We start from the raw sequence: 25,895 nt of genomic DNA, 5'->3' as shown, positions 1-25,895 counted from the left end.
CGGTGGGCATTTTAGCCGATTCAGATCTGCCTGACCTTGATGTTCAGCGTCTGGATGCGATAGGCGATCTGCCGCGGCGTCATGTTGAGCAGGCGCGCGGCCTTGGCCTGCACCCAGCCGGCCTGTTCCAGCGCGGCGATGACGCGTTCGCGCTCGTCCAGGTCGGGATCGTCCAGATTCACGGCACCGCCGCCGCGCAGCGGGGTCACGCGCTCCTCGATGCCGGAGATCAGGATCAGGTCCCGGTCTATGGTGCCGTTCTCGCTCATCACCGCGGCGCGCTCGATGCAGTTTTCCAGCTCGCGCACGTTGCCCGGCCAGCCGTGGTGCAGCAGCACGCGCAGGGCGCTGTCGGTGATGGTGAGGGGGCGGCCCTGGATGCCGGCGATCTTGTCCACCAGGTGGCGGGCGATTTCGGGGATGTCCTCCACGCGCTCGCGCAGCGGCGGCAGCATGATGGGCATGACGTTGAGGCGGTAGTACAGGTCCTCGCGGAACTTGCCCTGCTCCACCTCGGACTCCAGGTCCCGGTTGGTGGCGGCGATGACGCGCACGTCCACCTTCAGCGTGCGCGCGCCGCCCACCCGCTCCAGTTCGCCCTCCTGCAGCACGCGCAGCAGCTTGGCCTGGAAGGAGGCGGAAATTTCGCCGATCTCGTCCAGGAACAGGGTGCCGCCGTCGGCCATCTCGAAGCGGCCCTTGCGCTGCGTGAGCGCGCCGGTGAAGGCGCCCTTCTCGTGGCCGAAGAGTTCCGATTCCAGCAGGTTCTCCGGCAGCGCCGCGCAGTTGAGCTTGACGAAGGGGCCGGCCGCGCGCGGCGAGTTGTAGTGGATGGCCTGGGCGATCAGCTCCTTGCCGGTGCCGGTCTCGCCGCGCACCAGCACGGTGGTGTTCCACTTGGCCACCTGGCGCACCTGCTCGAAGATCTGCTTCATCCGCGGGGTGTGGCCCACCACGTTGTCGAAGCCGTAGCGGTTGCGTACGGTGCGGCGCAGGGTGTCGCGCTCCTCGGCGATGTCGCGGCGCTCCTGGCGCACCTGCAACGCGAGATGCACGCTCTGGCCGATCAGGTTGGCGACCATCTCGGCCAGGTGGGCATCGTCTTCCAGGCGCTCGCGGGCGGCCAGCGGCGGCTGCAGCGCGAGCACGCCCAGGGTTTCGTGGCCGACGCGGATAGGCACGGCGATGAAGGGCGCCTCGCCGTCGAACATGCCGCGCTGGGCGAGGTAGTTCGGATCGTCGGCGAGGCGTTCCGCCACCTGCGCACGGCCGCGCTGCAGTACTCCGCCGATCACGCCTTCACCGGCGCGCCAGCGGAGATCGGGGCTACAGGGTGCATCCACGCCGTGCAGCGCGGAGATGGCCATGGCCTCGCCGTCCGGTTCGGTGAGCGTGACCAGGGCGCGGTTGAAGCCGCATTCCTCGTCCAGCACGCGCAGCACTTCGGCCAGCGTCTCGCGCAGTTCCAGCGAGCGCGACAGCACGCGGCTGACGCGGTAGAGCGCTTCCAGGGCGGATTCGAGCCAGGCGACGCGCAGGTCGCCGGCCTCGGTGGAGGGGGGCGAACTCATCCGTGCGCCTCCGCGGCCGGGGCCATGCTGCGGGTGGCGGGGAAGCTCACGCGCAGGCGCGTGCCGCCGGTGTGGTGGGGGTCGAACTCCAGGATGCCGCGGTGGCGGCTGACGATCTCCTGCGCCAGCGACAGGCCCACGCCGCGCGCGCCGCCGCGCGCGGGCTTGGTGGAGAAGAAGGGCTCGAAGATCTTCAGCCGCAGTTCCTCGGGAATGCCCGGGCCGGTGTCGACGATCTCGGCCTCCACCTGGCCGTCGTGGGCGGCGGTGGACAGGAACAGGGCGCGCTCGCTCCAGCCGCGCACGTTCATGGCCTCGATGGCGTTGCCGATGAGCTGGCGGAAGAGATTGCGCAGTTCGGCCGGGTCGCCCTGCACCGAGGGCAGCACGTGCGCCGGGTGCCAGTCCACGGTGATGCCGGCCGACAGCAGGGCGTCGGTTTCCAGCATCAGCACGTCGCGCAGCACCTCGTTGAGGTTCACCGGGCCGCTGGGTTCGAGCGGTTCCGGCGGCATGGCCGCCTGCAGCGTGGCGATGGCCTGCTCGCCGGCGGACTGGGCGTCGGCCAGCGCGCGGGAGAGCGGATCGGCGCCCGCCTCCAGCCCGACGCGGCGCTTCTGCAGCGCGGCGGCGGCCGAGATCAGGTTGACCGGCCCCTGCAACTGGAAGATGGCGCCGGCGAGCGCCTCGCGCAGGCTCTGGTTGAGTTCGCCTTCGGAAAGCACGGCGCGCATCGCCGCGAGGCGCAATGCCTCTTCCTGGCGCTTCGATGCACTGATATCGTGCATGACCAGCAACTGGTAGTCGGTGCGGTCGTCGCCGTAGAAGGCGTCGGGCAGCGTGGAGCGCTCCTCGAACCAGGTCAGCGAACAGGAATACCAGCGCACCTCGCCGCCGCCCGGGCGCTCGAAGCGCAGCTCGTGGTTGGCGAGCGGGCGGCGGTGGGTCACCGCGTGGTGGAAGCTTTCGCCCAGGCTCTGCTGCAGCGCGCTCATCACCGCGTGGGCCGGTTCGGCCACGCGCATTTCCATGGCGATGCGGTGGTAGGCGGGATTGTCCAGCACCACCTTGCCGTTGCCGTCGAGCAGCGCCACCGCCACCGGCGCCACCGAGATCACCGATTCGATCAGTTGCTTGTGGTTGGCGAGCTGGCGCCCCAGGCGGTGTTCTTCGGTGGCGTCCCAGTGCATGCCCAGATAGTGGGTGCCGCCGTCGCCCTGCTCCGGCGTGTGCAGCGGCGTAACCGTGAGTTCGGCCACGTAGGGCCGCCCGTCCTTGCGCCGGTTGAGCAGCCGCCCCGTCCACGAGCGCCCCCTGTTCAGTGCGCTCCACAGTTCCTGGTACACCGCCTTGGGCGTGGACTTGTAGGACAGCAGCGACTGGTTGCGGCCGACGACCTCGTCGGCCGCGTAGCCGGTGATCGTACAGAAGGCCGGGTTCACATAGAGGATGGTGGCGTTCTCGTCGGTGATCGAGATGGCGATCGCCGACTGTTCGACCGCGTAATGGAAGACGGCATCGGTGAACGCCGTGGGTGTCGGTACGGGTGCGGGCATGATGATCTCGTGCAGTGCGGACCGTGGGACATCAAGCAAGCGTTGTGCCAAACCCTACAATCGTGCGCACCGGGACGGTGCATGCCCACCCGCCGCCTGATTCCGTCCCGGCCACCCCCGCCGGCGGTGCATGCACCCACGGTAAACGCCCGATAAAGCGGCGGTAAACAGGGCGTAAACAGCCACAGGCCGCACATTTGTGGGAATCGCGACAATGGTTGCGGGGATGACGCACTCGGTACACGCCGGCCCTCGGGGTGCACCGCAGCAAATATTTGTTTTCAAACACTTGAAATGAAAACGCAGCGTGGCACGCGTTCTGCAAAGCGCTAGGTGGAGACCCGGCGGACGGGTCGGCGAGGAAAGCGATGAACGAGTGGTTGATGCTGCTGCTGGGAACGGCGCTGGTAAACAACGTGGTGCTGGTGAAGTTCCTGGGCCTGTGCCCCTTCATGGGCGTGTCGCGCAAGATCGACAGCGCCGTGGGCATGGGCCTGGCCACCACCTTCGTGCTGGTGCTCGCCAGCGCGCTCACCTGGGCGCTGGAGCACTGGCTGCTGGTGCCGCTGGGCATGGGCTACCTGCGCATCCTGTCCTTCATCCTGGTGATCGCGGCCACGGTGCAGTTCGTGGAGATGGTCATCAAGAAAAGCGCGCCCGATCTCTACAAGGCGCTGGGCATCTACCTGCCGCTGATCACCACCAACTGTGCGGTGCTGGGCATCGCGCTGCTCAACGCCGGCGAGGGCTCGGGCTTCGTGCAGAGCGTGCTCTACGGCCTGGGCTCGGCGCTCGGCTTCACGATGGCCATGGTGCTGTTCGCCGGCCTGCGCGAGCGCCTGGCGCTGACCGCGGTGCCGGCCGCCTTCGCCGGGGCGCCCATCGGCTTCGTCACTGCCGGCCTGCTGTCGCTCGCCTTCATGGGCTTCGCCGGCCTCACCAATCACTGAACCCGCGCGGAAAAGGAGCACGAAGATGCTGATCGCAGTCGCAAGCGTCGCCCTGATCGGGGGCTTCTGCGGCGTGGCACTGGGTGTCGCCGCCCGCCGTTTCCATGTCGAGCCGGACAGCATGGTGGCCGAGATCGAGGCGCTGATGCCGGGCTCACAATGCGGCCAGTGCGGCTACCCCGGCTGTTCCGGCGCCGCCGCGGCGATCGCCTCCGGCGAGGCGCCGGTCACCTGTTGCCCGCCGGGCGGCAAGGCGCTGGCGCTCGTGCTCGCGGAAAAGCTCGGCGTCACGGTGGACACCTCGGGCATGGTGGACGAAGGCCCGAAGATCGCCGGCGTCACCGAAGAGCTGTGCATCGGCTGCACCAAGTGCTACAAGACCTGCCCCACCGATGCCGTCATCGGCGCGGTCAAGCAGGTCCATGCGGTGATCCGCGACGCCTGCACCGGCTGCGCCAAGTGCGAGCACGCCTGCCCCACCGGCGCCATCACGCTGTCGCCCGTCGCCCCGACCATCCAGACCTGGGTGTGGCCCAAGCCCCAGAGCCAGACCACTTCCCGGCCCGCGCAACCCGCCGGTGCCGCCGCCTGAGAACCGCACCATGGCCACCGCCACCCTCGAAAAAGTCCCCTTCCTGCGCTGGCTGTCCCAGCGCTGGGGCGTGCATGCCGACGACCACAAGCGTCCCACTGCCGATGTGGCGATCGCCGCCGGCCCGCTGCCCGAACGCCTGATCCTGCCCCTGTCCCAGCACGTGGGCGCCGCCGCGCGGCCGCTGGTCAAGGTGGGCGAGCGCGTGCGCCGCGGCCAGTTGATCGCCGAGCCGGCCGCCAACATCTCGGCCGGCGTCCACGCGCCGACCTCCGGCACCGTGCGCGAGATCGGCGAACTGCCGATGCCGCACCCGTCCGGCCTGTACGGCAACGGCATCGAGATCGTGCCCGACGGCCTGGACGAACTCTTCCCCGCCGAGCCGCCAGCCGATCCCTTTGCGCTGGCGCCCGAAGCGGTGTCGGACATCGTCTCCGCCGCGGGCGTCGTGGGCATGGGCGGCGCCACCTTCCCGTCCGCGGTCAAGCTGGCGCTGGGCCGCCGCAGCAAGATCCACAGCCTGGTGGTGAACGGCAGCGAGTGCGAACCTTACCTCTCCTGCGACGACCGCCTGATGCGCGAGCGCGCCGCCGGCATCGTGGACGGCATCCGCCTGGTGCTGCACGCCACCGGCGCCACGCAAGCCTACGTGGGCATCGAGGACAACAAGCCCGAAGCCATGGCCGCCATGCTGGAGGCGGCGAAGAACCACGGGGAAATCCGCGTGGTGCGACTGCCCACGCGCTACCCGATGGGCTCCGACCGCCAGCTCATCTACATGCTGACCGGGCTGGAAGCGCCGGCCGACGGCCGCGCCGCCGACGTGGGCGTGGTGGTGCACAACGTGGGCACGCTGCACGCGGTGCATCGCGCCGTGCGTCACGCCGAACCGCTGACCCGGCGCATCGTCACCGTGGCCGGCGGCGCGGTGCGCGCGCCGCGCAACGTGGAGGCGCTGATCGGCACGCCGATCTCGGTCCTGTTCGAGCACTGCGGCGGCTTCACCGCGCCGCCCACGCGGCTCATCATGGGCGGGCCGATGATGGGCACCATCCTGCCCCGCGCCGACGCCCCCATCGTCAAGGGCACCAGCGGCGTGCTCGCCCTCTCCGTGGTCGAGAGCAACAAGCACGGCGACGAAGGCCCCTGCATCCGCTGCGGCTCCTGCGTGGGCGCCTGTCCGGTGGGCCTGCTGCCGCTGGAGATGGCCGCGCGCATCCGCGCCGGCGAACTCGCCGCCTCGGTGGACATCGGCCTCAAGGACTGCATCGCCTGCGGCACCTGCTCCTTCGTCTGTCCGTCGCGCATCCCGCTGGTGCATTACTTCAACTACGCCAAGGGCGAACTCACGTCCCAGGACAAGAACAAGCTGCGCCAGCAGGCCACCAAGCAACTGGCCGAGGAACGCCTGGCGCGCATGGAGCGGGAAGCGCAGGAAAAGGCCGCCGCCGCCGCCGCGCGCAAGGCCGAGCGCGAACGCGCCAAGGCCGAGGCCGCGGCCAAGGCCGCCGCGAAGAAAGCCGCCGCCGATGCGGCCACGCAAGAGGAAAGCGCCACATGAGCACCGTACTGTCTTCCCCCCACGCCGTCGGCGCCCGCTCCGTCGGCGCCGTCATGGGGCTGGTCCTGCTCGCGCTGGCGCCGGCCACGGTGGCCGGGTTCTGGCGCTTCGGCTGGCCCGCGGTGTATCTGTGGCTGGTCACCATCCTCTCCTGTGTGATCGCCGAGGCCCTGTGCGCCCGCGTGCGCGGCGTCTCCGCCGCCAGGCTGGTCCATGACGGCTCGGCCATCCTCACCGGCTGGCTGCTGGCCATGTCCCTGCCGCCCTGGGCGCCGTGGTGGATAGGCGTGGTGGGCAGCGCGTTCGCCATCGTCGTCACCAAGCATCTCTTCGGCGGCCTGGGCCAGAACCTGTTCAACCCCGCCATGGCCGCACGGGTGATGCTGCTGATCTCCTTTCCCGTGGAGATGACCCAGTGGCTGCTGCCTGCGCCCGAGGCCCTGCCCGGCTTCGTCGACGCGCTGGCCATCACCTTCGGCCCCGGCGTGCCGGACGCCATGAGCAGCGCGTCGCTGCTCGGCCACGTCAAGACCGAGGCCACCAAGGGCATCCTGCTCGACCAGTCCATCGTCGGCCACTACTCCGCCACGGGCTTCAGCGTCGGCGCGCGCCAGGGCAGCCTGGGCGAGACCAGCGCGCTGCTGCTGCTGGCCGGTGGCGTCTTCCTCGTCGCCAAGGGCGTGATCGGCCTGCGCATCCCGCTCGCCTTCCTGGCCGGCGTGGCGGTGCCCGCCGCCATCGCCAGCGCGGTGTCGCCGGACCACTATCTCGGCCCGGTCGCCCACCTGCTGTCCGGCGGCGTGATGCTGGCGGCCTTCTTCATCGCCACCGACTACGTCACCTCCTCCAGCACGCCGGTCGGGCAGTGGATCTTCGGCCTGGGCTGCGGGCTACTGACCTGGATCATCCGCACCTGGGGCGCCTATCCGGAAGGCATCGCCTTCGCGGTCATGCTGATGAACGCCTGCGCCCCGCTGATCGACCGCTACACCCGGCCGCGCATCTTCGGTCGCAAGCGCGACGGCCGCTCCCTCGACCCTGCCGAAACGGCGAAGGCCCGCGCACGATGAACATCGCCAATCAGTTCGACACCCTCTGGTACCAGGGCCTCTCGCTGGCCGTCGTGGCCACGGTCGCCGGCACCGCGCTGGCGGTGGCCTACCAGGGCGCCGCGCCGCGCATCGCCGAGGCCCAGGCACGCAAGACCCAGGCCGCTCTGGCCGAGGTGCTGCCCAAGAACAGCTTCGACAACGAACTCATGGCCGACACCGTGGTGGTCAAGGACGACAAGGGCGCGGACGTGACTGTGTACCGGGCGCGCAAGGACGGCACCGTCAATGGCGTGGTGTTCGCCATGGGCGAAAAGGGCTACTCGGGCACCATCAGCCTGGTCATGGGCGTCGACCGCGACGGCCGCATCACCGGCGTGCGCATCACCGGCCACACCGAAACCCCCGGCCTCGGCGACAAGATCGAAGTCGCCCGCCACCCCTGGGTGCTGTCCTTCGACGGCAAGTTCCTGGGCAATCCGCCCCCGGAACAGTTCGCCGTGAAGAAGGACGGCGGCATCTTCGACCAGTTCGCCGGCGCCACCATCACCCCGCGCGCCGTCGTGAAGGCGGTCAAGCGCGGCCTTGAACTCTATGCCGGGCAGCGCGCCGCCATGCTCGGCGAAACCCCGGCGCCGGCCCCGGCCGCCGCCCCCCGATCCTGAGGACGGACACCATGAGCGAAGCCTGTTCCGCGACGCCCGCCACGCCCCCCGCCGCCGGCAGCGCCGGCCCCGCCTACGGCACGCTGATCAAGGACGGGGTCTGGTCCAACAACCCCGTGCTGGCGCAGATGATCGGCCTGTGCCCGGCGCTGGCGGTCACCGGCAGCGCCACCAACGGCCTCGGCATGGGGCTGGCGACCACCGCCGTGCTGGTGCTCTCCAACGTGCTGATCGCCTCGATCCGCAACCTAGTCAGCCCTAATGTGCGCATCCCGGTGTTCATCGTGCTGATCGCCAGCCTGGTGACCCTGATCGACATGAGCATGAACGCCTGGATGTACGACCTCTACCAGGTGCTGGGCCTGTTCATCGCGCTCATCGTCGTCAACTGCGCCATCCTCGGCCGCGCCGAGGCCTTCGCCAGCAAGAATCCTGTCGGTGCCGCAGCAGTCGACGGCTTCGCCATGGGCCTGGGCTTCACCGCCACCCTGGTGGTCCTCGGCGGCATCCGCGAAGTGCTCGGCAGCGGCACGCTGTTCGCCGGCGCCAGCCAGATGCTGGGCACTCAGTTCGCCTTTCTCGAGTTCACCGTCATTCCCGACTACAAGGGCTTCCTGATGATGATCCTGCCGCCGGGCGCCTTCTTCGTCATCGCCTTCCTGATCGCCGGCCACCGCCTGATCGAGGAGGGCGCCAAGCGCAAGGCCGAACGCAAGGCCGCCCAGCCCGCGCTGCCGGCCGGCGGCGCGGCAGTCTGACGCTACCCGGAGGATAGACAACCATGCGCATCGGAGTCGCCTACGCCGACGTCGCCCAACCGGTCTGGCTGCGGATCGAAGTGCCGGACGACGCCACGGTCCAGCAGGCCATCGAACTGTCGGGCATCCTGCAGACCTTCCCGCAGATCGACCTGGAAACGCAGAAGGTCGGCATCTTCGGCAAGGTCACCAAGCTCGACGCGCCGCTGAAGCCCGGCGACCGCGTCGAGATCTACCGCGCCATCATCTGCGACCCCACCCAGGTGCCGCGGCGCGATGGCGGCGGCGACGACGACGAGGATTGAGCCGGCCACGCCGGGAAGCGCTCCGGCGCAAGAAGTTTCAGCGCGCCGGCCGTGCTGCGCTAAGCTCTTGGGCCTTGGTCCAAGCGCCCGTTCCCGTCCATGCCCGGTGAATTCGACCTGATCCGCCGCCACTTCACCCGCCCGGCCGCGCACACCGCGCTGGCGGTGGGCGACGACGCCGCGCTGCTGATGCCGCGCCCCGGCATGCAGTTGGCGGTGTCCACCGACATGCTGGTGGCTGGCACCCATTTCTTTCCCGACACCGATCCCGCCGACCTGGGCTGGAAGGCGCTGGCGGTCAACCTCTCCGACCTCGCCGCCATGGGCGCCGAGCCGCGCTGGGCCTTCCTGGCGCTGGCCCTGCCGGCGGCCGACGACGCCTGGCTGGCCGCCTTCGCGGACGGCCTATTCGCCTGTGCGCAAGCCTTCGGCGTGGATCTGGCCGGCGGCGACACCACGCGCGGGCCGCTCAACCTGTGCGTGACCGTGGCCGGCGAAGTGCCGGCCGGGCAGGCCGTCACCCGCGGCGGCGGGCGGCCGGGCGACGAGGTATGGATTTCCGGCCGGCCCGGCCGCGCGGCCCTGGGCTTGGCCGCCCTGCGCGACGGGCTGGCGCTGTCGGCGGACGGGCGCGCGCACTGCCTCGAAGCGCTGCACCGCCCGCAGCCGCGGGTCGCGCTCGGGCTCGCGCTGCGCGGGCTGGCCACGGCCATGCTCGACGTCTCCGATGGTCTGGCCGGCGACCTCGGCCACATCCTGGAGCGCTCCTGCTGCGGTGCGATCATCGATCTTCCCGCGCTGCCGCTGGCACCCCTGCTGGCCGATGGTGCACCGCATGACGAAGCGCTGCGCGCCGTGCTCGCCGGCGGCGACGACTACGAACTGCTGTTCGCCGCGCCGCCCGCGCGGCACGGGTTGGTCGCGGCCATGGCGGCGCACTGCAATCTGCCGTTACACTGCATCGGACGACTCACCGACCGACCGGGCGAACTGCTGCTGCGCGAGGCCGACGGCAGCCTGCAGCCGCCCACGATGACCGGCTATGACCATTTCGCCCGCTGAGATGCCCTCGACCCCGAATGCCCGCTTCCTGTTCAGCCATCCGGCGCACTTCATTTCCCTCGGCTTCGGCGCCGGCCTGTCGCCCAGGGCGCCCGGCACGGTAGGCACCCTGGTCGGCTGGCTGCTCTACCCGCTGCTGCGCACGCCAGTGACGGAAGGCGTGTTCCTCGCCTTTCTCGCCAGCCTGTTCGTCGCCGGCGTGATCGCCGCCGACCGCACCGGGCGCGCCCTGGGCGTGCCGGACCACGGCGCCATCGTCTGGGACGAGATGGTGGCGATCTGGCTGGTGCTGCTGTTCACCCCCGTGTCGCTGCTGTGGCAGCTCGCCGCGGTGGTGATCTTCCGCTTCTTCGACATCGTCAAGCCGCAGCCCATCCGGTTCGCGGACCAGAAGCTCAAGGGCGGCTTCGGGGTGATGTTCGACGACCTCATCGCCGCCGGCTACACCCTGCTGGTGCTGGCCGTGCTGAGCCGCGCCATCGACCTGGTGGCCTGATGGATGCCGCCCATGGACGCTGAACTCGCCGCGCTGTCGCGGGAAGTGGGCGAGGCGCTGCGCTCCCGCGGCTGGAAGCTGGCGAGCGCCGAATCCTGCACCGGGGGCTGGATCGCCGAGGCCGTCACGGCCACCGCGGGCAGCTCGGAATGGTTCGACCGCGGTTTCGTCACCTATTCCAACGAGGCCAAGTGCGAGATGCTGGAAGTCTCCCCCATCCTGCTCGCCGCCCACGGCGCGGTCAGCGAGCCCATCGTGCGCGAAATGGCGGTGGGCGCGCTGGCGCACAGCCGCGCCGACGTGGCGGTGGCGGTGTCCGGCATCGCCGGCCCGTCCGGCGGCACGCCGGACAAACCGGTGGGCACCGTGTGCCTGGCCTGGGGCGTGTGCGGCGAGCCACCCCGCGTCGAAACCCGCCACTTCGCCGGCGACCGGGAGGCAGTGCGGCGCCAGACCGTGATCTGCGCCCTGGCGGGGGTCATTGCACTGGCATGCGGCCGCGGCGACCCGCCGCAGTTGCTGTAAATCCATACAGCCACTAGACTGCCGGCAGGCGTGCCTGCCTCAGCGCGGCGGGCACATTCCTGCAAACTCTGTGCCATAATCCGCCAACCACTCAGGAATACATCTCATGGACGACAACAAGGCCAAGGCCCTGGCTGCCGCGCTCTCGCAGATCGAAAAACAGTTCGGCAAGGGCTCGATCATGCGCATGGGCGACGGCAACGTCGAAAAGGACATTCAGACCGTCTCCACCGGCTCCCTCGGGCTGGACATCGCGCTGGGCCTGGGCGGCCTGCCGCGCGGCCGGGTGGTCGAGGTCTACGGCCCGGAATCCTCCGGCAAGACCACGCTGACGCTGCAGGTCATCGCCGAAATGCAGAAGCTGGGCGGCACCGCGGCCTTCGTCGATGCCGAGCACGCGCTGGACGTGGGCTACGCCGAGAAGCTGGGCGTGAACATCTCCGACCTGCTGATCTCCCAGCCGGACACCGGCGAGCAGGCGCTGGAGATCGCCGACATGCTGGTGCGCTCCGGCGGCGTGGACATCGTGGTCATCGACTCGGTCGCCGCGCTGACCCCCAAGGCGGAAATCGAAGGCGAGATGGGCGACCAGCTCCCCGGCCTGCAGGCCCGCCTGATGAGCCAGGCGCTGCGCAAGCTCACCGCCAACATCAAGCGCACCAACACCCTGGTGATCTTCATCAACCAGATCCGCATGAAGATCGGCGTGATGTTCGGCAACCCCGAAACCACCACCGGCGGCAACGCGCTCAAGTTCTACGCCAGCGTGCGCCTGGACATCCGCCGCACCGGCACGATCAAGAAGGGCGACGAGGTGATCGGCTCCGAAACCAAGGTCAAGGTGGTCAAGAACAAGGTCGCGCCGCCGTTCCGGGAAGCCCACTTCGACATCCTCTACGGCGAGGGCGTGTCGCGGGAAGGCGAGATCATCGACCTGGGCGTGGACAACAAGATCGTGGACAAGTCCGGCGCTTGGTACGCCTACGGCGGCGACAAGATCGGCCAGGGCAAGGACAACGCGCGCGAGTTCCTGCGCGCCAACCCGGCGCTCGCCCGCGAGATCGAAAACAAGGTGCGCGTGGCGCTGGGCCTGAAGGAACTGCCCGCGCTGGGCGCCGAACCGGCCGCGGCCGAGGCCTGAGTCGGGGATCATGGCGGCGGGCCTGCGCGAGCGCGCCTTGCGCTACCTGGCCCAGCGCGAGCACTCCCGCGCCGAGCTGGCGAGGAAGCTCGCCGGCCACGGCGACGCCGGGGAGATCGCCGCCGTGCTCGACCGACTGGCCGAGGTGGAGCTGCAGTCCGATGCCCGTTTCGCGGAAAGCTGGGTGCGCAACAAGGCCGCGCGCTTCGGCGCCGCCCGCCTGCGCCACGACCTGACGAGCCGCGGCGTGGCCGCCGAGCTGATCGAGGCGGCGCTGGCGCACGAGGCCCGGGACGACGACCTGGAGCGGGCGCGCCAGGTATGGACCGCGAAGTTCGGCTGCGCGCCGCAGGACGCGCGCGAATGGGCCCGCCAGGCGCGCTTCCTGCAAGGGCGCGGCTTTGCCGCCGCGGTGATCTGCAAGCTGTTGAAAGAGACCCCGGATGAGTCTGCTGAAGGTTGAAGGGCTGCAGAAACGCTACAAGGCGCGCACCGTCGTGCACGACGTCGGCTTCGCCGTCGGCAGCGGCGAGGTGGTCGGCCTGCTGGGGCCCAACGGCGCGGGCAAGACCACCTGTTTCTACATGATCGTCGGCCTGGTGCGCGCCGACGGCGGCGAAATCACCCTCGACGACGCCCGCCTGACCCATCTGCCCATCCACTCCCGTGCGCGCCTGGGGCTGTCCTACCTGCCGCAGGAAATGAGCGTGTTCCGCAAGCTCACCGTGGAGGAGAACATCCGCGCGGTGCTGGAACTGCAGAAACTCGACGAGGACGAGATCGCGCTCCGCCTGGAGGAGTTGCTGGAAGAGCTGGGCATCGCCCACCTGCGCGACAGCATGGCGATCTCGCTCTCGGGCGGCGAGCGCCGGCGCTGCGAGATCGCCCGCGCGCTCGCCACCGCCCCGCGCCTGATCCTGCTCGACGAACCCTTCGCCGGCGTGGACCCCATCGCCGTGCTCGACATCCAGAAGATCATCCGTTATCTCAAGGAGCGCGGCATCGGCGTGCTGATCACCGACCACAACGTGCGCGAAACCCTGGGCATCTGCGACCGCGCCTACATCATCAGCGAGGGCCGCGTGCTCGCCAGCGGCGAGCCCGACGAGATCGTCCGCAACGAGCGCGTGCGCCAGGTCTACCTGGGCGAGCACTTCCGCCTCTGAGCGTTCGAGACTGCCAGCATGAAACCGACCCTCCAGCTCAAGCTCTCCCAGCACCTCACGCTGACCCCCCAGTTGCAGCAGTCGATCCGGCTGCTGCAGTTGTCGACCATCGAGCTGAACCAGGAGATCGAGCGCTTCCTGCTGGAGAACCCGATGCTGGAGCGCGAGGACGGCGACGGCAGCGAGTTCGGTGCCGCGCAGGCCGCTGCCGCCGGGCCGGTCAGCGGCGCGAACGAGACGGCCGCCTCCGCCGAAAGCGGCGAAGGGGCACACGAGGGCACGCGCGAAGAAGCGCCCGACGCGGATGCGGCGAGCTACGACGAGGCCGGCGAATGGCTCAGTGCCGCGGGCAGCGGCAGCGCCCGCCGCGACGAGGACGACGACGTGGATTTCCAGGAATTCCAGGCCGCCGAGACCTCGCTGCGCGACCACCTGGACCAGCAGGTGGCGCTGTCCCCGCTGTCCGACCGCGACCGCGCGCTGGTGCGCTTCATCATCGAGGCCCTCGACGACGACGGCTACCTCAACCAGACCCTGGAAGAACTGCTGCCCCTGCTGCCCGAAGAGCTCGACCTGGACCTGGACGACCTCACCATCGCGCTGCGCCACGTGCAGAACCTGGAGCCCGCCGGCGTCGGCGCGCGCACCCCGCAGGAATGCCTGGGCCTGCAACTGCGCGCCATGCCCGGGGACGCTACCCGCGACCTGGCGCTGCAGATCGTGGACCGCCACCTGGAATTGCTGGCCGAGCGCAATTTCGTCAAGCTCAAGCGCCTGCTCGGCTGTGACGACGACGCGCTGCGCGCCGCCCACACGCTGATCTGCCGCCTCGACCCGCACCCGGGCTCGCGCTACGCCGCCCAGGAAACGCGCTACGTGATCCCCGACGTGGTGGTGCGCAAGCTGCGCGGGCAATGGATGGTGAGCCTCAACCCCGAGGCCATGCCCCGCCTGCGCATCAACGCGCTGTACGCCCAGATCCTGCAGCAGAACCGCGGCAACGGCGGCGGCCTGACGGGCCAGTTGCAGGAGGCGCGCTGGCTGATCAAGAACGTGCAGCAGCGCTTCGACACCATCCTGCGGGTGTCCCAGGCCATCGTTGACCAGCAGCGGCAGTTCTTCGATCATGGGGAGGTGGCGATGCGTCCGCTCACGCTGCGCGAGATCGCGGATCAGCTGGAACTGCACGAATCCACCGTCTCCCGCGTCACCACGCAGAAGTTCATGGCCACGCCCAGGGGGGTGTTCGAGCTCAAGTATTTCTTCGGCAGTCACGTCGCCACCGACACCGGCGGGGCGGCATCCTCCACTGCGATTCGCGCGCTGATTCGCCAGTTGGTGGATGCCGAAGACAGGAAGAAACCCCTGTCCGACGCCAGGATTGCCGATCTGTTGGGCCAGCAGGGTATCGTCGTCGCGCGGCGCACCATCGCCAAATACCGCGAATCGCTCAATATCCCGCCGGTCAGTATGCGCAAAACGATCTGAAAAAGAGGAGTCATCATGAATCTCACCATCACCGGGCATCACGTCGAAGTCACCCCGGCCATCCGCGACTACGTGACCTCGAAGCTGGACCGCGTCATTCGCCATTTCGACAACGTCACCAGCGTCGGCGTGATCCTCTCGGTGGAGAAGCTGGACCAGAAAGCGGAAGTCACGCTGCACACCCGCGGCAAGGACATCTTCGTCGAGGCCCACGATGGCGACCTGTATGCGGCAATCGACGCCATGACCGACAAGCTCGACCGCCAGGTGCAGAAGCACAAGCAGAAGGTGCAGGACCACAATCACGACGCGATCAAGCATCAGAACAGCGAGCTGTGATCCAGTAGCTACTTCTTTCGGGCTAGGGTGTGGGTATAATTCGCGCGTTTTTCAGAGCCGTGTCGGCAACCGGCACCCGAAAGCCCTTCCCCAGCCCGCGCGGCGCCCTGCAGTCCGGCACCGCGCGCGGCCTGACCGAATGAGCCTCATCTCCCAACTCCTCCCCCTCTCCAACGTGGTCGTGGACCTCGACGCGAGCAGCAAGAAGCGCGTGTTCGAGCAGGCCGGCCTGTTGTTCGAGAACCATCAGGGCATCGCGCGCAGCGTGGTGTTCGACAGCCTGTTCTCGCGCGAGCGCCTGGGTTCCACCGGACTGGGACAGGGCATCGCCATCCCGCACGGCCGCATCAAGGGTCTGCAGGATGCCGCCGGCGCCTTCTTCCGCCTGGCCACTCCGGTGCAGTTCGACGCCCCGGACGGCCGCCCGGTGAGCCTGCTGTTCATCCTGCTGGTGCCCGAACAGGCCAACGAAACCCATCTGCAACTGCTCTCCGAACTGGCGCAGATGTTCAGCGACCGCGGCTTCCGCGAAGAGCTGCAGAACGCGCCCGACGCCGCCTCCATCCACGCCCTGTTCGCCAACTGGGGCCCCCATGCGGCAGACGAGCGTCGCGCTGCTCTATGAGTCGCTGCGTCAGCGGCTCGAACTGACCCACGTCTGCGGCCGGCTGGACACCGCCATCGCGGTGGCCGAGGAGCGCATCTGGCCGGCCGACCTGGTCGGCCACCTCAACCTGATCCACCCGCAGCGCCTGCAGATCCTCGGCGCCGCCGAACTCGCCTGGGCGCGCCGCCAGTCCCGCGACAAGATCGCCCACCACCTCAACGAGATCCTCGCCGCCCACCCCCCGGCCATCGTGGTCGCGGACGGCGCGGAAGTCCCCGGCCTGCTCCACGGCCTGTGCGAGAACCAGGGCGTGGCACTGTTCACCACGCCGCAGCCCTCCGCCGGCGTCGTGGACCAGTTGCGCCAGCACCTCGCCCGCCGGCTGGCCGAGCGCATCTCGCTGCACGGCGTGTTCATGGACGTGCTCGGCATCGGCGTGTTCATCACCGGCACCTCCGGCGTGGGCAAGTCGGAACTGGCGCTGGAACTGATCTCCCGCGGCCACGGCCTGGTGGCCGACGACGTGGTCGAATTCGCCCGCGTCACCCCCACCGTGCTGGAAGGGCGCTGCCCGGAACTGCTGCAGGACTTCATCGAGGTGCGCGGGCTGGGCATCATCAACATCCGCACCATCTTCGGCGAGACCGCCTGCCGGCGGAAGATGCGCCTGCGCCTGGTGTGCCACCTGGAACGCCGCCTGCCCGGCGTGGACGATCCCTCCCGCCTGCCGCTGCAGCAGGAGGTGCAGAACATCCTCGGCGTACAGGTGCCGCGCGTGATCCTGCCGGTGGCGGCGGGGCGCAACCTGGCGGTGCTGCTGGAAGCCGCGGTGCGCAGCACCATCCTGCAGTTGCGCGGCATCGACTCCACGCAGGAATTCATCGACCGCCAGAGCCGGGCGCTGAACGACGGCGACCCGCCCACGTGAAACCCGTCCGCCATCCGGCTGCCTTCGCTGCGCCGCACGATTGTGCACGCCGCACCGATGCCACATAATTACGGGCAACCTCGGAATCCACCGCCCGATGACCTCCGCGCAACCCTCTCCCCTGGACGACCGCCTCCAAGTGCTGCATGCCCGCTGGGCGCAGTACATGGCCGGCGGGCAGCTCGAACAGTTCATCGAGTTCGCCGTCGCGGTCAATAGCCTCGTCGAGCACTTCAACCGTCTGCGCCTGCCCGGCCTGGTCCGCCTGTGCCAGGGGCTGGAGAATGCCGTGCTGGCGCGCATCGGCGATGCCTCGTCGCACCCCATGGAGGCCCAGGAACGGATCGCCCTGCAGCGCCAGATCGACGCGCTGTTCGGTTCGGTGGCCACCTCGCAGACCGTCGCGCCGGTGCGGCGCACCGGAGAACGGGCGCCGGCGCGCGAACTCGACTGGGTCAAGCCGCGCAACGTGTGGATCGTCGTGGCGGAGGGCCGCGGCGAGGTGGCCGACGGGCTGCAGTCCCAGTTGCAATACTTCGGCTTCAAGGCGCGGCGCGTGGACTGGTGCGCCGGGATCACGCCGGACGAGGCCCCGTTCGCCATGCTGTTCATCCCGGCCGGCATCGAGGCGCAGGCCGACGAACTGCACTACATCGAGGCCTGCCGCAAGGCCTGCCCGGCCAGCCAGTTGTTCTGCCTCGGCGCGGCCCCGGCGGTGGAGCCCATCGTCACGCTGATGCGCGCGGGCATCGACGCGGCGCTGCCCGCGGACGAACAGCCGTCCATGGTCATCAACCGCCTGCTCGACCTGCTCCATACCGAGGAACAGGACAAGTATCGCGTGCTGGTGGTGGAGGATTCGCGCGTCGCCGCCCTGGTGATCTGCCGCACGCTGGGCGAACACGGCATCGACAGCCTGGCCATCGGCGACCCGGGCGAACTGCTCGACGCGCTGCGGACCTACCGCCCCGACCTGATCCTGATGGACATGCACATGCCGCGCTTCAACGGCGTGGAGGCCACCCGCGTGCTGCGCCAGATACCGGCCTACCACACCCTGCCCATCGTCTACCTGTCCGGTGAATCGAACATCGGCATGCAGGTCGAGGCGCTGCGCCTGGGCGGCGACCAGTTCCTGATCAAGCCCTTCAACCCGGTGCTGCTGGCCGCGGTGGTCAAGACCAAGATCGCCCGCTTCCGCGATCTGCAGCGCTCGACCTGCATCGACGGCCTCACCGGCCTCTTCAACCACGCGGCCGCCAAGGCGCGCCTGAAGGCCATGGCCGACGACGCGGCGGCCGACGGCGGCCGTTTCGCCGTGGCGATGATAGACATCGACAACTTCAAGGCCGTCAACGACACCTACGGCCACCCGGTAGGCGACCTGGTGATCCGCGGCCTCGCCTGGCTGCTCAAGGCCCGCCTGCGCGAAAGCGACCTGATCGGGCGCTACGGCGGCGAGGAATTCCTCATCGCCCTGCCTGGCACCGACGCCGCGCTGGCGCAGACCGTGCTCGACCGCATCCGGGCCGATTTCGCCGCGCTGCCCCACGCCCACCCGGGCGGCACGCTGTACGCCACCTTCAGCGCCGGCGTGGCAGCGTACCCGGAACTCGACACGGCGGCCGCCCTCACCGAGGCGGCCGACAACGCCCTGCTGGAAGCCAAACGCGGCGGACGCAACCGGGTGGAGACCGCACCGGCCTGAGCCTACCCCTTCCGCTTGCGGCACTGCGGCACGGACTGCTACCCTCTTCGTCTTTCGCCGCCCGCACGGGACACCTTCGCCATGACCGCCGCCAGCCCGGACTACCTGGAACGCATCCTCAACGCCCAGGTGTACGACGTGGCCCACGAGACGCCGCTCGACCTCGCCGCCAACCTTTCCGCCCGCCTGCACAACCGCATCCACTTCAAGCGCGAGGACATGCAGCCCGTGTTCAGCTTCAAGCTGCGCGGCGCGTACAACAAGATGGCGCAGCTCTCGGCCCAGGCGCTCAAGCGCGGGGTGATCTGTGCGTCGGCCGGCAACCACGCCCAGGGCGTGGCGCTGTCGGCGCAGAAACTGGGGGTGCGCGCGGTGATCGTGATGCCCACCTCCACGCCCCAGATCAAGGTGGATGCGGTGGCCGCGCGCGGCGGCGAGGTGGTGCTGGCGGGCGACTCCTATTCCGACGCCTACACCCACGCGCTGGAGCTGGAGAAGGCGGAGAAGCTCACCTTCGTGCACCCTTACGACGACCCGGACGTGATCGCCGGCCAGGGCACCATCGGCATGGAGATCCTGCGCGCGCATCCGAAGCCCATCCACGCCATCTTCTGTGCGGTCGGCGGCGGCGGGCTGATCGCCGGCGTGGCGGCCTACGTCAAGCGCCTGCGCCCGGAAACGAAGATCATCGGCGTCGAGACCGTGGACGCGGACGCCATGACCCGTTCGCTGGCCACCGGCGAGCGCGTGGCCCTCGACCAGGTGGGCCTCTTCGCCGACGGCACCGCGGTCAAGCAGGTGGGCGCGGAAACCTTCCGCCTGTGCCGGCAGTACGTGGACGAGATGATCCTGGTGGACAACGACGCCATCTGCGCGGCCATCAAGGACGTGTTCGAGGACACCCGCTCCATCCTCGAACCCTCGGGCGCGCTCGCTATCGCCGGCGCCAAGGAATACGCCAAGCGCTACAAGCTGCGCGACAAGAGCCTGGTGGCGGTGGCCTCGGGCGCCAACATGAACTTCGACCGCCTGCGCTTCGTCGCCGAACGCGCCGAACTGGGCGAGCAGCGCGAAGCCGTGCTCGCGGTCAGCATCCCGGAGAAGCCCGGCTCCTTCCGCAAGTTCATCGGCGTCCTGGGCAGCCGCAACATCACCGAATTCAACTACCGCTACGCGGACGCGGCGACCGCCCACATCTTCGTCGGCGTCACCGTGCACAACCGCGCCGAAGCCGGCCGCCTCACGGAGATGCTGGCCCGCCACGAACTGCCCGCCGTGGACCTCACCGACGACGAGATGGCCAAGACCCACGTGCGCTACATGGTGGGCGGGCGCGCACCGCAGGTGGACAACGAGCTGATCTACCGCTTCACCTTCCCCGAGCGCCCCGGCGCGCTGATGAACTTCCTCTCCAACCTGCATTCGGACTGGAACATCAGCCTGTTCCACTACCGCAACCACGGCGCCGACTTCGGCCGCGTGCTGGTCGGCATGCAGGTGGCGCCGGGCGACCGCGCCGGCTTCCAGGAATTCCTCGACCGCCTGGGCTACGCCTACGTGGAAGAAACCGGCAACCCTGCCTACCGGATGTTCCTCGGCTGAACGGCGGCGCGGCGGACTGCCCGGACCGGGTAGCGAGGCCGTTGAAAATATAGGTCTTTTGGATTAGAAAGCCGGATTCCCCCGCTCACCCGTAGTGCGGGTTGAGCGGCGTCAATGCGCACTCGAACCGGACACGGGATGCTTCGGCCCGTTATTACTCGAGACCGAGTCCGCCATGCGCCTCCGCTTCGCCGCTGCCCTGGCCGCCGTGCTGGCCTGCGCGCCCGCAGCCGCCGACGGCCGCCTCGACCGCATCCAGACCAGCGGCACCCTGCGCGTGTGCGTGTGGCCCGACTACTACGGCGTCTCCTGGCGCAACCCACAGGGCGGCGAGTTGATCGGCATCGACGTGGATCTCGCCCGCGAGCTGGGCAAGGAGCTCGGCGTGGCGGTCGAGTTCGTGGACAGCGCCTTCTCGCGCCTCTTCGACGACGTGCTGGGCGGGCGCTGCGACGTCGCCATGTTCGCCATCGGCATCACCCCCCAGCGCCAGGAAAGGCTGCGCTTCACCTCGCCCCATCTGGCCAGCGACATCTACGCCATCACCACCCGCAGCAACCGCCGCATCCGCAGTTGGGACGACATCGACCGGCCCGGCGTGGTGGTGGCGGTGGCCAAGGGCACGCTGCACGAGCCGGTGATGCGTGACATGCTGCGCCACGCGCAACTGGCGGTGCTCGACACCCCCCACGCACGCGAGCAGGAAGTCGAATCCGGCCGTGCCGACGTGTTCATGACCGACTACCCCTACAGCCGGCGCATGCTCGACGGCGCCGACTGGGCGCGCCTGGTATCGCCCACCGCCACCTACCACGTCACGCCCTACGCCTGGGCCCTCGCCCCCGGTGACGAAGTCTGGCACCAGCGCCTGGAGGATTTCGTCGGCGCGATCAAGCGCGACGGCCGCCTCGCCGAGGCGGCCCGCCGCCACGGCCTGGAACCCATCGTCGTCGACCACTGACGCATGGCGATACGGCACTACCGCTGGAGCCGCTGCGCGGATCTCGCCTTCGTCGTCTTCCTGCTCGCCTGCATCGCGGCGGCCGGGGCGGCGCTGCATTACCACGGCGGCCGCCTGGAACGGGAAGCCGCGGCCGCCCGCCTGCGCCTGCTCGAAGTCGATGCCCATTACACGCTGGACCATCTCGAACGCACGCTGACCACGGTCAGCCTCACCCTGCAGAGCCTGCTCGAAACCGGCTACGCCGGGCACGGCGCCGCCACCTGGAACACCCTGCTGCGCGACGCGCTGCGCCATGCCCCCCACCTGCGCTCCCTGTCGCTGCTCGACGACCACGGCACCGTGGTCGCCAGCTCCAGCCCCGCCAACCTGGGCCTGCAACCGCCGCTCAGCGACTTCCTGCCGCCCGGCAACGGCCTGGGCGGCGTGCTGCGCATCGGCCGGCTGCACGCCGGGCGCGATCTCGCCGACGGCCGGGCGGTGGCGGATGCGGGCGCCGCGCCGCCCACGCTCGCCTTCGTGCCGGTGGTGCGCAGCCTGGGCAAGGGCGAATCCGGCACGCTGGGCCTGCTGGCCACGCTCAACGTGGATTACTTCCTCAACCGCATCGGCACCCACGACCTCGAAGAGGGCGCCTGGGTGGACGTGCTGCGCTCCGACGGCGCCCTGCTGCTGTCCACCCGCGAGGCCGCCCTAGATGCCGCCACCCGCGCGGCCGACGAGGACATCGCGGTGCGCTGGCGGGCCGGCGACGGACGCGGCAGCCGCCTCGAAACCCCCGCGGACAAGACGCTGATCACGACCTGGCGCACCGCCCGCGTGCTCCCGCTGGGCGTGCTCGCGCGCCTGGACCGGGATCGGGCGCTGGCCGAAGCGCGGCACGAAACCCGGCGCCAGTTCTTCATCCTGCTGCCGCTGATCGCACTGGCCTTCGCCGGCGTGCTGGCCGGCTACGTGCTGCTGCGGCGCAACGCGCGCCAGCACATCGCCGCCCAGGAGCGCGATTTCGACCGCATGGACATCCTGCTCGACGCCCTGCCGGCGGCCGTGCTGGTGTTCGGCCACGACGGCCGCGCCGTGCTCGCCAACGACGCCTGGCGCCAGTTCGCCGCGGCCCGCCCGGGCCTCGCCGGACGCGGCACGGTGCACTACCGCGACTACGCCCGCCAGTTCCGCACCGAAGCCGGCAACGACACCGTCGCCGGCGGCATCCGCGCCATCCTGCACGGCGAGCGGCAGGCCTTCGAAGGGGAATACGCCCTGCACGACGATGCCACCCAGGCCGCCGTGCAGATCATCGCCCGCCCCTTCGCCCACGGCGGCCCGCCGGGAGCGGCCGTGCTCCAGCTCGACATCAGCGACCGCCGCCACGCCGAAGAACGCAACCGCCTGCTGCACGCCACCCTCGACGCCGCCGCCAACGCCATCGTGATCACCGACGCCGAGGCCGTCATCCAGTGGGCCAACCCGGCCTTCACCGCGCTGACCGGCTACACACCGGAAGAAGCCGTGGGCCACCGCCCCAGCGAACTGGTCAAGTCGGGCAAGCACGCCCCGGCGTTCTACGCCGAGATGTGGAACACCATCCTGCGCGGCGAGGTGTGGCGCGGCGAGGTGGTCAACCGGCGCAAGGACGGCGTGCTCTTCGACGAGGCCCTCACCATCACCCCGGTGCGCGACCGGGACGGCCGCCTGCGCCATTTCGTCGCGGTCAAGGAAGACATCACCGTGCGCAAGCTGCAGGAGCACGAACTGCAGCGCCTGGCCAGCACCGACCCGCTCACCGGCGCCAGCAACCGCCGCGTGTTCATGGAGCGGCTGAGCCTGGAGCTGGCGCGCGTGCGCCGCTACGGCAAGCAAGCCGCGCTGCTGATGCTGGACCTGGACCACTTCAAGCAGATCAACGACCGCCACGGCCACGCCGCGGGCGACGCCACCCTGCGCAGCTTCACCACGCTCGCGCAGCGTACGCTGCGCCAGACCGACACCCTGGGCCGCCTGGGCGGCGAGGAGTTTGCCGTCCTGCTGCCCGAAACCGACGAAGAGCAGGCGGCCGAACTGGCCGAACGCGTCCGCGGCCGGCTTGCGGCCGAGGGCATCGCCTTCGGCGACGAGGCCATACGCGTGACGGTCAGCATCGGCATCGCCCAGCTCGAGACCACCGACACCACCCCCGACACCGTGCTCGCCCGCGCCGACGAGGCGCTCTACCGCGCCAAGCAGGGCGGCCGCAACCGCGTCGAACGCACCGCCTGCGCGCGCTGACGCCGCTCCCGCGGGTTACGGCCGCCGCGACCGCCCGCCGGCGCGGAACACCCCGGCCTCGGTCACCAGCCACTCCATCGGCCGGTCGTGGGCCTGCGGCCACACGCTGTCCGCCCGTCCCAGTTCGAAGCCCACCCCGGCCGCCACCGTGTCCATCTGCGCCAGCGTGCGGTCGAAATAGCCGCCGCCGTAGCCCAGCCGGTAGCCCTGCGCATCGAAGGCATTGAGGGGCACCAGCACCAGGTCCGGCCGCAGTTCCGGCCCGCCGGCCGGATGCGGGATGCCGTGGCGGTCCAGCGCCATCTGCATGCCCGGCACCCAGCGCCGGAACGCCAGCGGCCGATGGCGTTCCACGACCACCGGCAGCGCCGCCACCCGGCCTGCGTCGCCGGCCAGCCAGCGCGCCACCCAGGGGCGCAGGTCGGCTTCCCCCCGCCACGGCCAGCAGAACGCCAGCACGCGCGGCGCCAGATCGGCGCACAGGGTGTCGAGATGGGTTTCGATGCGCCGTTCCAGGCGTTCGCGCTCGTCGTCCGCGAGCGCCTCGCGGCGGAACACCGCCTGCTCGCGCAGGGCCTGGCGGCGGGCGGCGACGGCAGATGTAACAGCGCTGGAGGCCTCGTTCATTGTGGTAATTTGTTCCGCAGCTCGGGGAAGGATGGTAAGCGATGGTGAAGGGGTTGTGGGGGGTCGTCCTGGCCGGCTGGCTGCTGGTGTGCGGACAGGCGGCCGGGCAGAGCGGGGATGCGCGCATCCTCGCCGCGCGCGAAGCCCTGCGCACCGGCGACCGCAACACCCTGGAACGCCTTGCCGCCCAGCGCGAACCCCACGAACTCGACAGCTACGTGCGCTACTGGCTGCTGTTCAACAAGCTCGCCCGCCCCGACCCGCCGCCGGTGGCCGAACTCACCACCTTCCTGCAGGCCCATCCCGGTACCCTGGTGGCCGAGCGCCTGCGCGGCGACTGGCTGCGCCGCCTGGCCAAGGACGGCGAATGGCGCGCCTACCTGGACCTGTACCCGACCTTGGAGCAGCCCGACGACGAGCTCGCCTGCCACGCCTGGCACGCCCGCCTGCTGTACGGCGACCCGCGCGTGGCCGAGGAAGCCGCCGCGCTGTGGACCGAACGCATCAACAGCCATGGCGCCTGCGAACCGGTGCTGCGCACCCTGGCCATCGAGCGGCGCGCCACCGTCGACCAGATCTGGTGGCGCATCCGGCGCCAGCTCGAAAGCCGCGGCAGCCCCCCGGCGCTCGCCACGCTGGCCTGGCTGCCGGCCGCCGAGGCGCCGTCGGTGGCCGAGTTCAGCCGCGCGGCCGGCAATCCGGGGCAGTACCTGGCCCGCCTGACCCCCGCCCAGCTCACCCGGCGCAGTGCGCGCGAGCTGGCGCTGGCCGCCATCGTCCGCCTGGCGCGCGAGAACGTGGAGGCAGCCCACCTGCACCTGCTGCGCCTGCGCGACGCGCTGGGCAGCGACAAGACCGCGCTCGCCTACGCCGCGCTGGCGCTGCGCGCCGCCTTCCAGCAGATGCCGCAGGCGGTGGAGTGGTTCGACGCCGCGGGCGACGTGCCCCTGTCGGCCGAACAGCGCGCCTGGCGCATCCGCAGCGCGCTGCGCGCCGGCGACTGGGGACGGGTGCGGCGCGCGATCGAGGCTCTGCCCGAGGACGAACGGGAGCGGCCGGAATGGACCTACTGGCTGGCCCGCGCCCACGACGCCCTGGGCAATCCCGCCGCCGCGCGCCTGCTGTACGAGGCCATCGCCGGCGAACCGCATTTCTACGGCATGCTCGCCGCCGACGAAATGGGCCAGACCTTCAGCCTGCCGAACCGGGGCGGCGGACCCGCCGCCGAAGACCGTGCACGCGCCGCCGCCGACCCGGCCCTGCGCCGCGCATTGGCGATGTACCGCCTGGACATGCGCCTGGACGCGACGCGGGAATGGAACTGGGCCCTGCGCGGGCGCGACGAAGCCTTCCTCGTCGCCGCCGCGGAGCTCGCGCTGCGCCACGACATCTACGACCGCGCCATCAACACCGCGGAACTGGCCAACGCCGGCGACCATTTCGAACTGCGCTTCATCACCCCCTTCCGCCAGGTCATCGAACCCCAGGTGCGCCGCCAGGGCCTGGACATGAGCTGGGTATACGGCCTGATGCGCCAGGAAAGCCGCTTCACCGCCCCGGCACGGTCGAGTGCCGGCGCCCAGGGGCTGATGCAGGTGCTGCCGGCCACCGGCAAGTGGGTGGCGCGCAAGATCGGCCTGCCGAACTACCACCAGCGCATGCTCACCGACCCGGACACCAACGTGCTGCTCGGCACCAGCTACATGCGCATCATCCTCGACGACCTGGACAACCACCCGCTGCTGGCCTCGGCGGGCTACAACGCCGGACCGGGGCGCGCCCGCCGCTGGCGCGACGAGCGCCCGCTGGAAGGCGCCGTCTATGCGGAAACGATCCCCTTCGACGAGACGCGGGAATACGTCAAGAAGGTCATGGCCAACACGGTGATCTATGCCGCCCTGCTGGAAGGCCGGCCGCAATCGCTGAAGGCGCGCCTGGGCGTGGTCACGGCGCGCACCGACAGCGGCAGTTGA

The 25,895-nt window shown here is 70.0% G+C and carries 25 protein-coding genes; 22 read left to right on the top strand and 3 right to left on the bottom strand.

Annotated features, from left to right (window positions below):
• Positions 1 to 20: 20 nt before the first annotated feature.
• Together nifA and nifL are read right to left on the bottom strand one after the other, a co-directional pair.
• Positions 21 to 1,571 (bottom strand): nif-specific transcriptional activator NifA, encoded by a 1,551-nt coding sequence (gene nifA / locus E6O51_RS08670; protein WP_136384577.1) that lies wholly within the window; start codon positions 1,569 to 1,571, stop codon positions 21 to 23.
• Positions 1,568 to 3,127 (bottom strand): nitrogen fixation negative regulator NifL, encoded by a 1,560-nt coding sequence (gene nifL, locus E6O51_RS08665; protein WP_136384576.1) that lies wholly within the window; start codon positions 3,125 to 3,127, stop codon positions 1,568 to 1,570. The genes nifA and nifL overlap by 4 nt, the downstream gene beginning before the upstream one ends.
• 368 nt (positions 3,128 to 3,495) lie before the next feature.
• Between nifL and rsxA the strand changes: the two genes are divergently transcribed.
• From rsxA to E6O51_RS08560, 21 genes are all read left to right on the top strand, one after another.
• On the top strand, positions 3,496 to 4,077 hold the full coding sequence (rsxA, locus tag E6O51_RS08660; protein ID WP_136384575.1) for an electron transport complex subunit RsxA: 582 nt from the start codon (positions 3,496 to 3,498) through the stop codon (positions 4,075 to 4,077).
• A gap of 25 nt (positions 4,078 to 4,102) precedes the next feature.
• Entirely contained in the window at positions 4,103 to 4,669 is a 567-nt protein-coding gene (locus tag E6O51_RS08655) for an RnfABCDGE type electron transport complex subunit B (RefSeq protein ID WP_136384574.1), read from the top strand.
• Between the two features lie 10 nt (positions 4,670 to 4,679).
• Entirely contained in the window at positions 4,680 to 6,230 is a 1,551-nt protein-coding gene (rsxC, locus tag E6O51_RS08650; protein ID WP_136384573.1) for an electron transport complex subunit RsxC, read from the top strand.
• Positions 6,227 to 7,300, top strand: a complete 1,074-nt coding sequence (locus E6O51_RS08645) for an RnfABCDGE type electron transport complex subunit D (RefSeq protein ID WP_136384572.1) — start codon at positions 6,227 to 6,229, stop codon at positions 7,298 to 7,300. Before rsxC ends, E6O51_RS08645 begins: the two co-directional genes overlap by 4 nt.
• Positions 7,297 to 7,944, top strand: a complete 648-nt coding sequence (gene rsxG / locus E6O51_RS08640) for an electron transport complex subunit RsxG (RefSeq protein ID WP_136384571.1) — start codon at positions 7,297 to 7,299, stop codon at positions 7,942 to 7,944. The genes E6O51_RS08645 and rsxG overlap by 4 nt, the downstream gene beginning before the upstream one ends.
• An 11-nt stretch (positions 7,945 to 7,955) precedes the next feature.
• The gene (locus tag E6O51_RS08635; RefSeq protein WP_136384570.1) at positions 7,956 to 8,702 is read left to right on the top strand and encodes an electron transport complex subunit E; all 747 of its coding nucleotides are present in this window, start codon (positions 7,956 to 7,958) and stop codon (positions 8,700 to 8,702) included.
• 23 nt (positions 8,703 to 8,725) lie between these two features.
• The gene (locus E6O51_RS08630) at positions 8,726 to 9,007 is read left to right on the top strand and encodes an RnfH family protein (RefSeq protein WP_136384569.1); all 282 of its coding nucleotides are present in this window, start codon (positions 8,726 to 8,728) and stop codon (positions 9,005 to 9,007) included.
• Between the two features lie 99 nt (positions 9,008 to 9,106).
• Positions 9,107 to 10,069 carry a thiamine-phosphate kinase gene (gene thiL / locus E6O51_RS08625; protein WP_136384568.1) on the top strand — a complete coding sequence of 321 codons (963 nt, stop codon included), beginning with the start codon at positions 9,107 to 9,109 and terminating at the stop codon, positions 10,067 to 10,069.
• On the top strand, positions 10,050 to 10,565 hold the full coding sequence (locus E6O51_RS08620) for a phosphatidylglycerophosphatase A family protein (RefSeq protein WP_230976736.1): 516 nt from the start codon (positions 10,050 to 10,052) through the stop codon (positions 10,563 to 10,565). Before thiL ends, E6O51_RS08620 begins: the two co-directional genes overlap by 20 nt.
• Positions 10,566 to 10,577: 12 nt before the next feature.
• On the top strand, positions 10,578 to 11,090 hold the full coding sequence (locus E6O51_RS08615) for a CinA family protein (protein WP_136384567.1): 513 nt from the start codon (positions 10,578 to 10,580) through the stop codon (positions 11,088 to 11,090).
• Between the two features lie 106 nt (positions 11,091 to 11,196).
• Complete coding sequence (recA, locus tag E6O51_RS08610; protein ID WP_136384566.1) at positions 11,197 to 12,231, top strand: recombinase RecA; 1,035 nt, start codon at positions 11,197 to 11,199, stop codon at positions 12,229 to 12,231.
• Between the two features lie 10 nt (positions 12,232 to 12,241).
• Complete coding sequence (gene recX / locus E6O51_RS08605) at positions 12,242 to 12,694, top strand: recombination regulator RecX (RefSeq protein ID WP_136384565.1); 453 nt, start codon at positions 12,242 to 12,244, stop codon at positions 12,692 to 12,694.
• The gene (lptB, locus tag E6O51_RS08600; protein ID WP_136384564.1) at positions 12,675 to 13,397 is read left to right on the top strand and encodes an LPS export ABC transporter ATP-binding protein; all 723 of its coding nucleotides are present in this window, start codon (positions 12,675 to 12,677) and stop codon (positions 13,395 to 13,397) included. The genes recX and lptB overlap by 20 nt, the downstream gene beginning before the upstream one ends.
• A gap of 18 nt (positions 13,398 to 13,415) precedes the next feature.
• The gene (locus tag E6O51_RS08595) at positions 13,416 to 14,885 is read left to right on the top strand and encodes an RNA polymerase factor sigma-54 (RefSeq protein ID WP_136384563.1); all 1,470 of its coding nucleotides are present in this window, start codon (positions 13,416 to 13,418) and stop codon (positions 14,883 to 14,885) included.
• 15 nt (positions 14,886 to 14,900) lie between these two features.
• Complete coding sequence (gene hpf, locus E6O51_RS08590) at positions 14,901 to 15,224, top strand: ribosome hibernation-promoting factor, HPF/YfiA family (protein ID WP_136384562.1); 324 nt, start codon at positions 14,901 to 14,903, stop codon at positions 15,222 to 15,224.
• 139 nt (positions 15,225 to 15,363) lie between these two features.
• The gene (gene ptsN / locus E6O51_RS08585) at positions 15,364 to 15,849 is read left to right on the top strand and encodes a PTS IIA-like nitrogen regulatory protein PtsN (RefSeq protein WP_136384561.1); all 486 of its coding nucleotides are present in this window, start codon (positions 15,364 to 15,366) and stop codon (positions 15,847 to 15,849) included.
• Positions 15,818 to 16,759 carry an HPr(Ser) kinase/phosphatase gene (hprK, locus tag E6O51_RS08580; RefSeq protein WP_136384560.1) on the top strand — a complete coding sequence of 314 codons (942 nt, stop codon included), beginning with the start codon at positions 15,818 to 15,820 and terminating at the stop codon, positions 16,757 to 16,759. Before ptsN ends, hprK begins: the two co-directional genes overlap by 32 nt.
• Positions 16,760 to 16,856: 97 nt before the next feature.
• Entirely contained in the window at positions 16,857 to 18,467 is a 1,611-nt protein-coding gene (locus E6O51_RS08575; protein ID WP_136384559.1) for a GGDEF domain-containing response regulator, read from the top strand.
• Between the two features lie 81 nt (positions 18,468 to 18,548).
• Entirely contained in the window at positions 18,549 to 20,069 is a 1,521-nt protein-coding gene (gene ilvA, locus E6O51_RS08570; RefSeq protein WP_136384558.1) for a threonine ammonia-lyase, biosynthetic, read from the top strand.
• A 175-nt stretch (positions 20,070 to 20,244) separates the two neighbouring features.
• Positions 20,245 to 21,030 (top strand): ABC transporter substrate-binding protein, encoded by a 786-nt coding sequence (locus E6O51_RS08565; protein ID WP_136384557.1) that lies wholly within the window; start codon positions 20,245 to 20,247, stop codon positions 21,028 to 21,030.
• A 3-nt stretch (positions 21,031 to 21,033) separates the two neighbouring features.
• On the top strand, positions 21,034 to 23,295 hold the full coding sequence (locus tag E6O51_RS08560; protein ID WP_136384556.1) for a sensor domain-containing diguanylate cyclase: 2,262 nt from the start codon (positions 21,034 to 21,036) through the stop codon (positions 23,293 to 23,295).
• A 15-nt stretch (positions 23,296 to 23,310) separates the two neighbouring features.
• Here E6O51_RS08560 and E6O51_RS08555 read toward each other — a convergent pair whose 3' ends face one another.
• Complete coding sequence (locus E6O51_RS08555) at positions 23,311 to 23,922, bottom strand: 5-formyltetrahydrofolate cyclo-ligase (protein ID WP_136384555.1); 612 nt, start codon at positions 23,920 to 23,922, stop codon at positions 23,311 to 23,313.
• A 41-nt stretch (positions 23,923 to 23,963) separates the two neighbouring features.
• Between E6O51_RS08555 and E6O51_RS08550 the strand changes: the two genes are divergently transcribed.
• A complete protein-coding gene (locus E6O51_RS08550) occupies positions 23,964 to 25,895 on the top strand; it encodes a lytic transglycosylase domain-containing protein (protein WP_136384554.1) in 1,932 nt (643 codons plus the stop codon).

The organism is Pseudothauera rhizosphaerae (genome assembly GCF_004801305.1).
GTDB classification, from domain to species: Bacteria; Pseudomonadota; Gammaproteobacteria; order Burkholderiales; family Rhodocyclaceae; genus Pseudothauera; species Pseudothauera rhizosphaerae.
The sequence above is the reverse complement of the archived record's forward strand: the minus strand, read 5'-3'. Positions and strand labels throughout refer to the sequence as shown.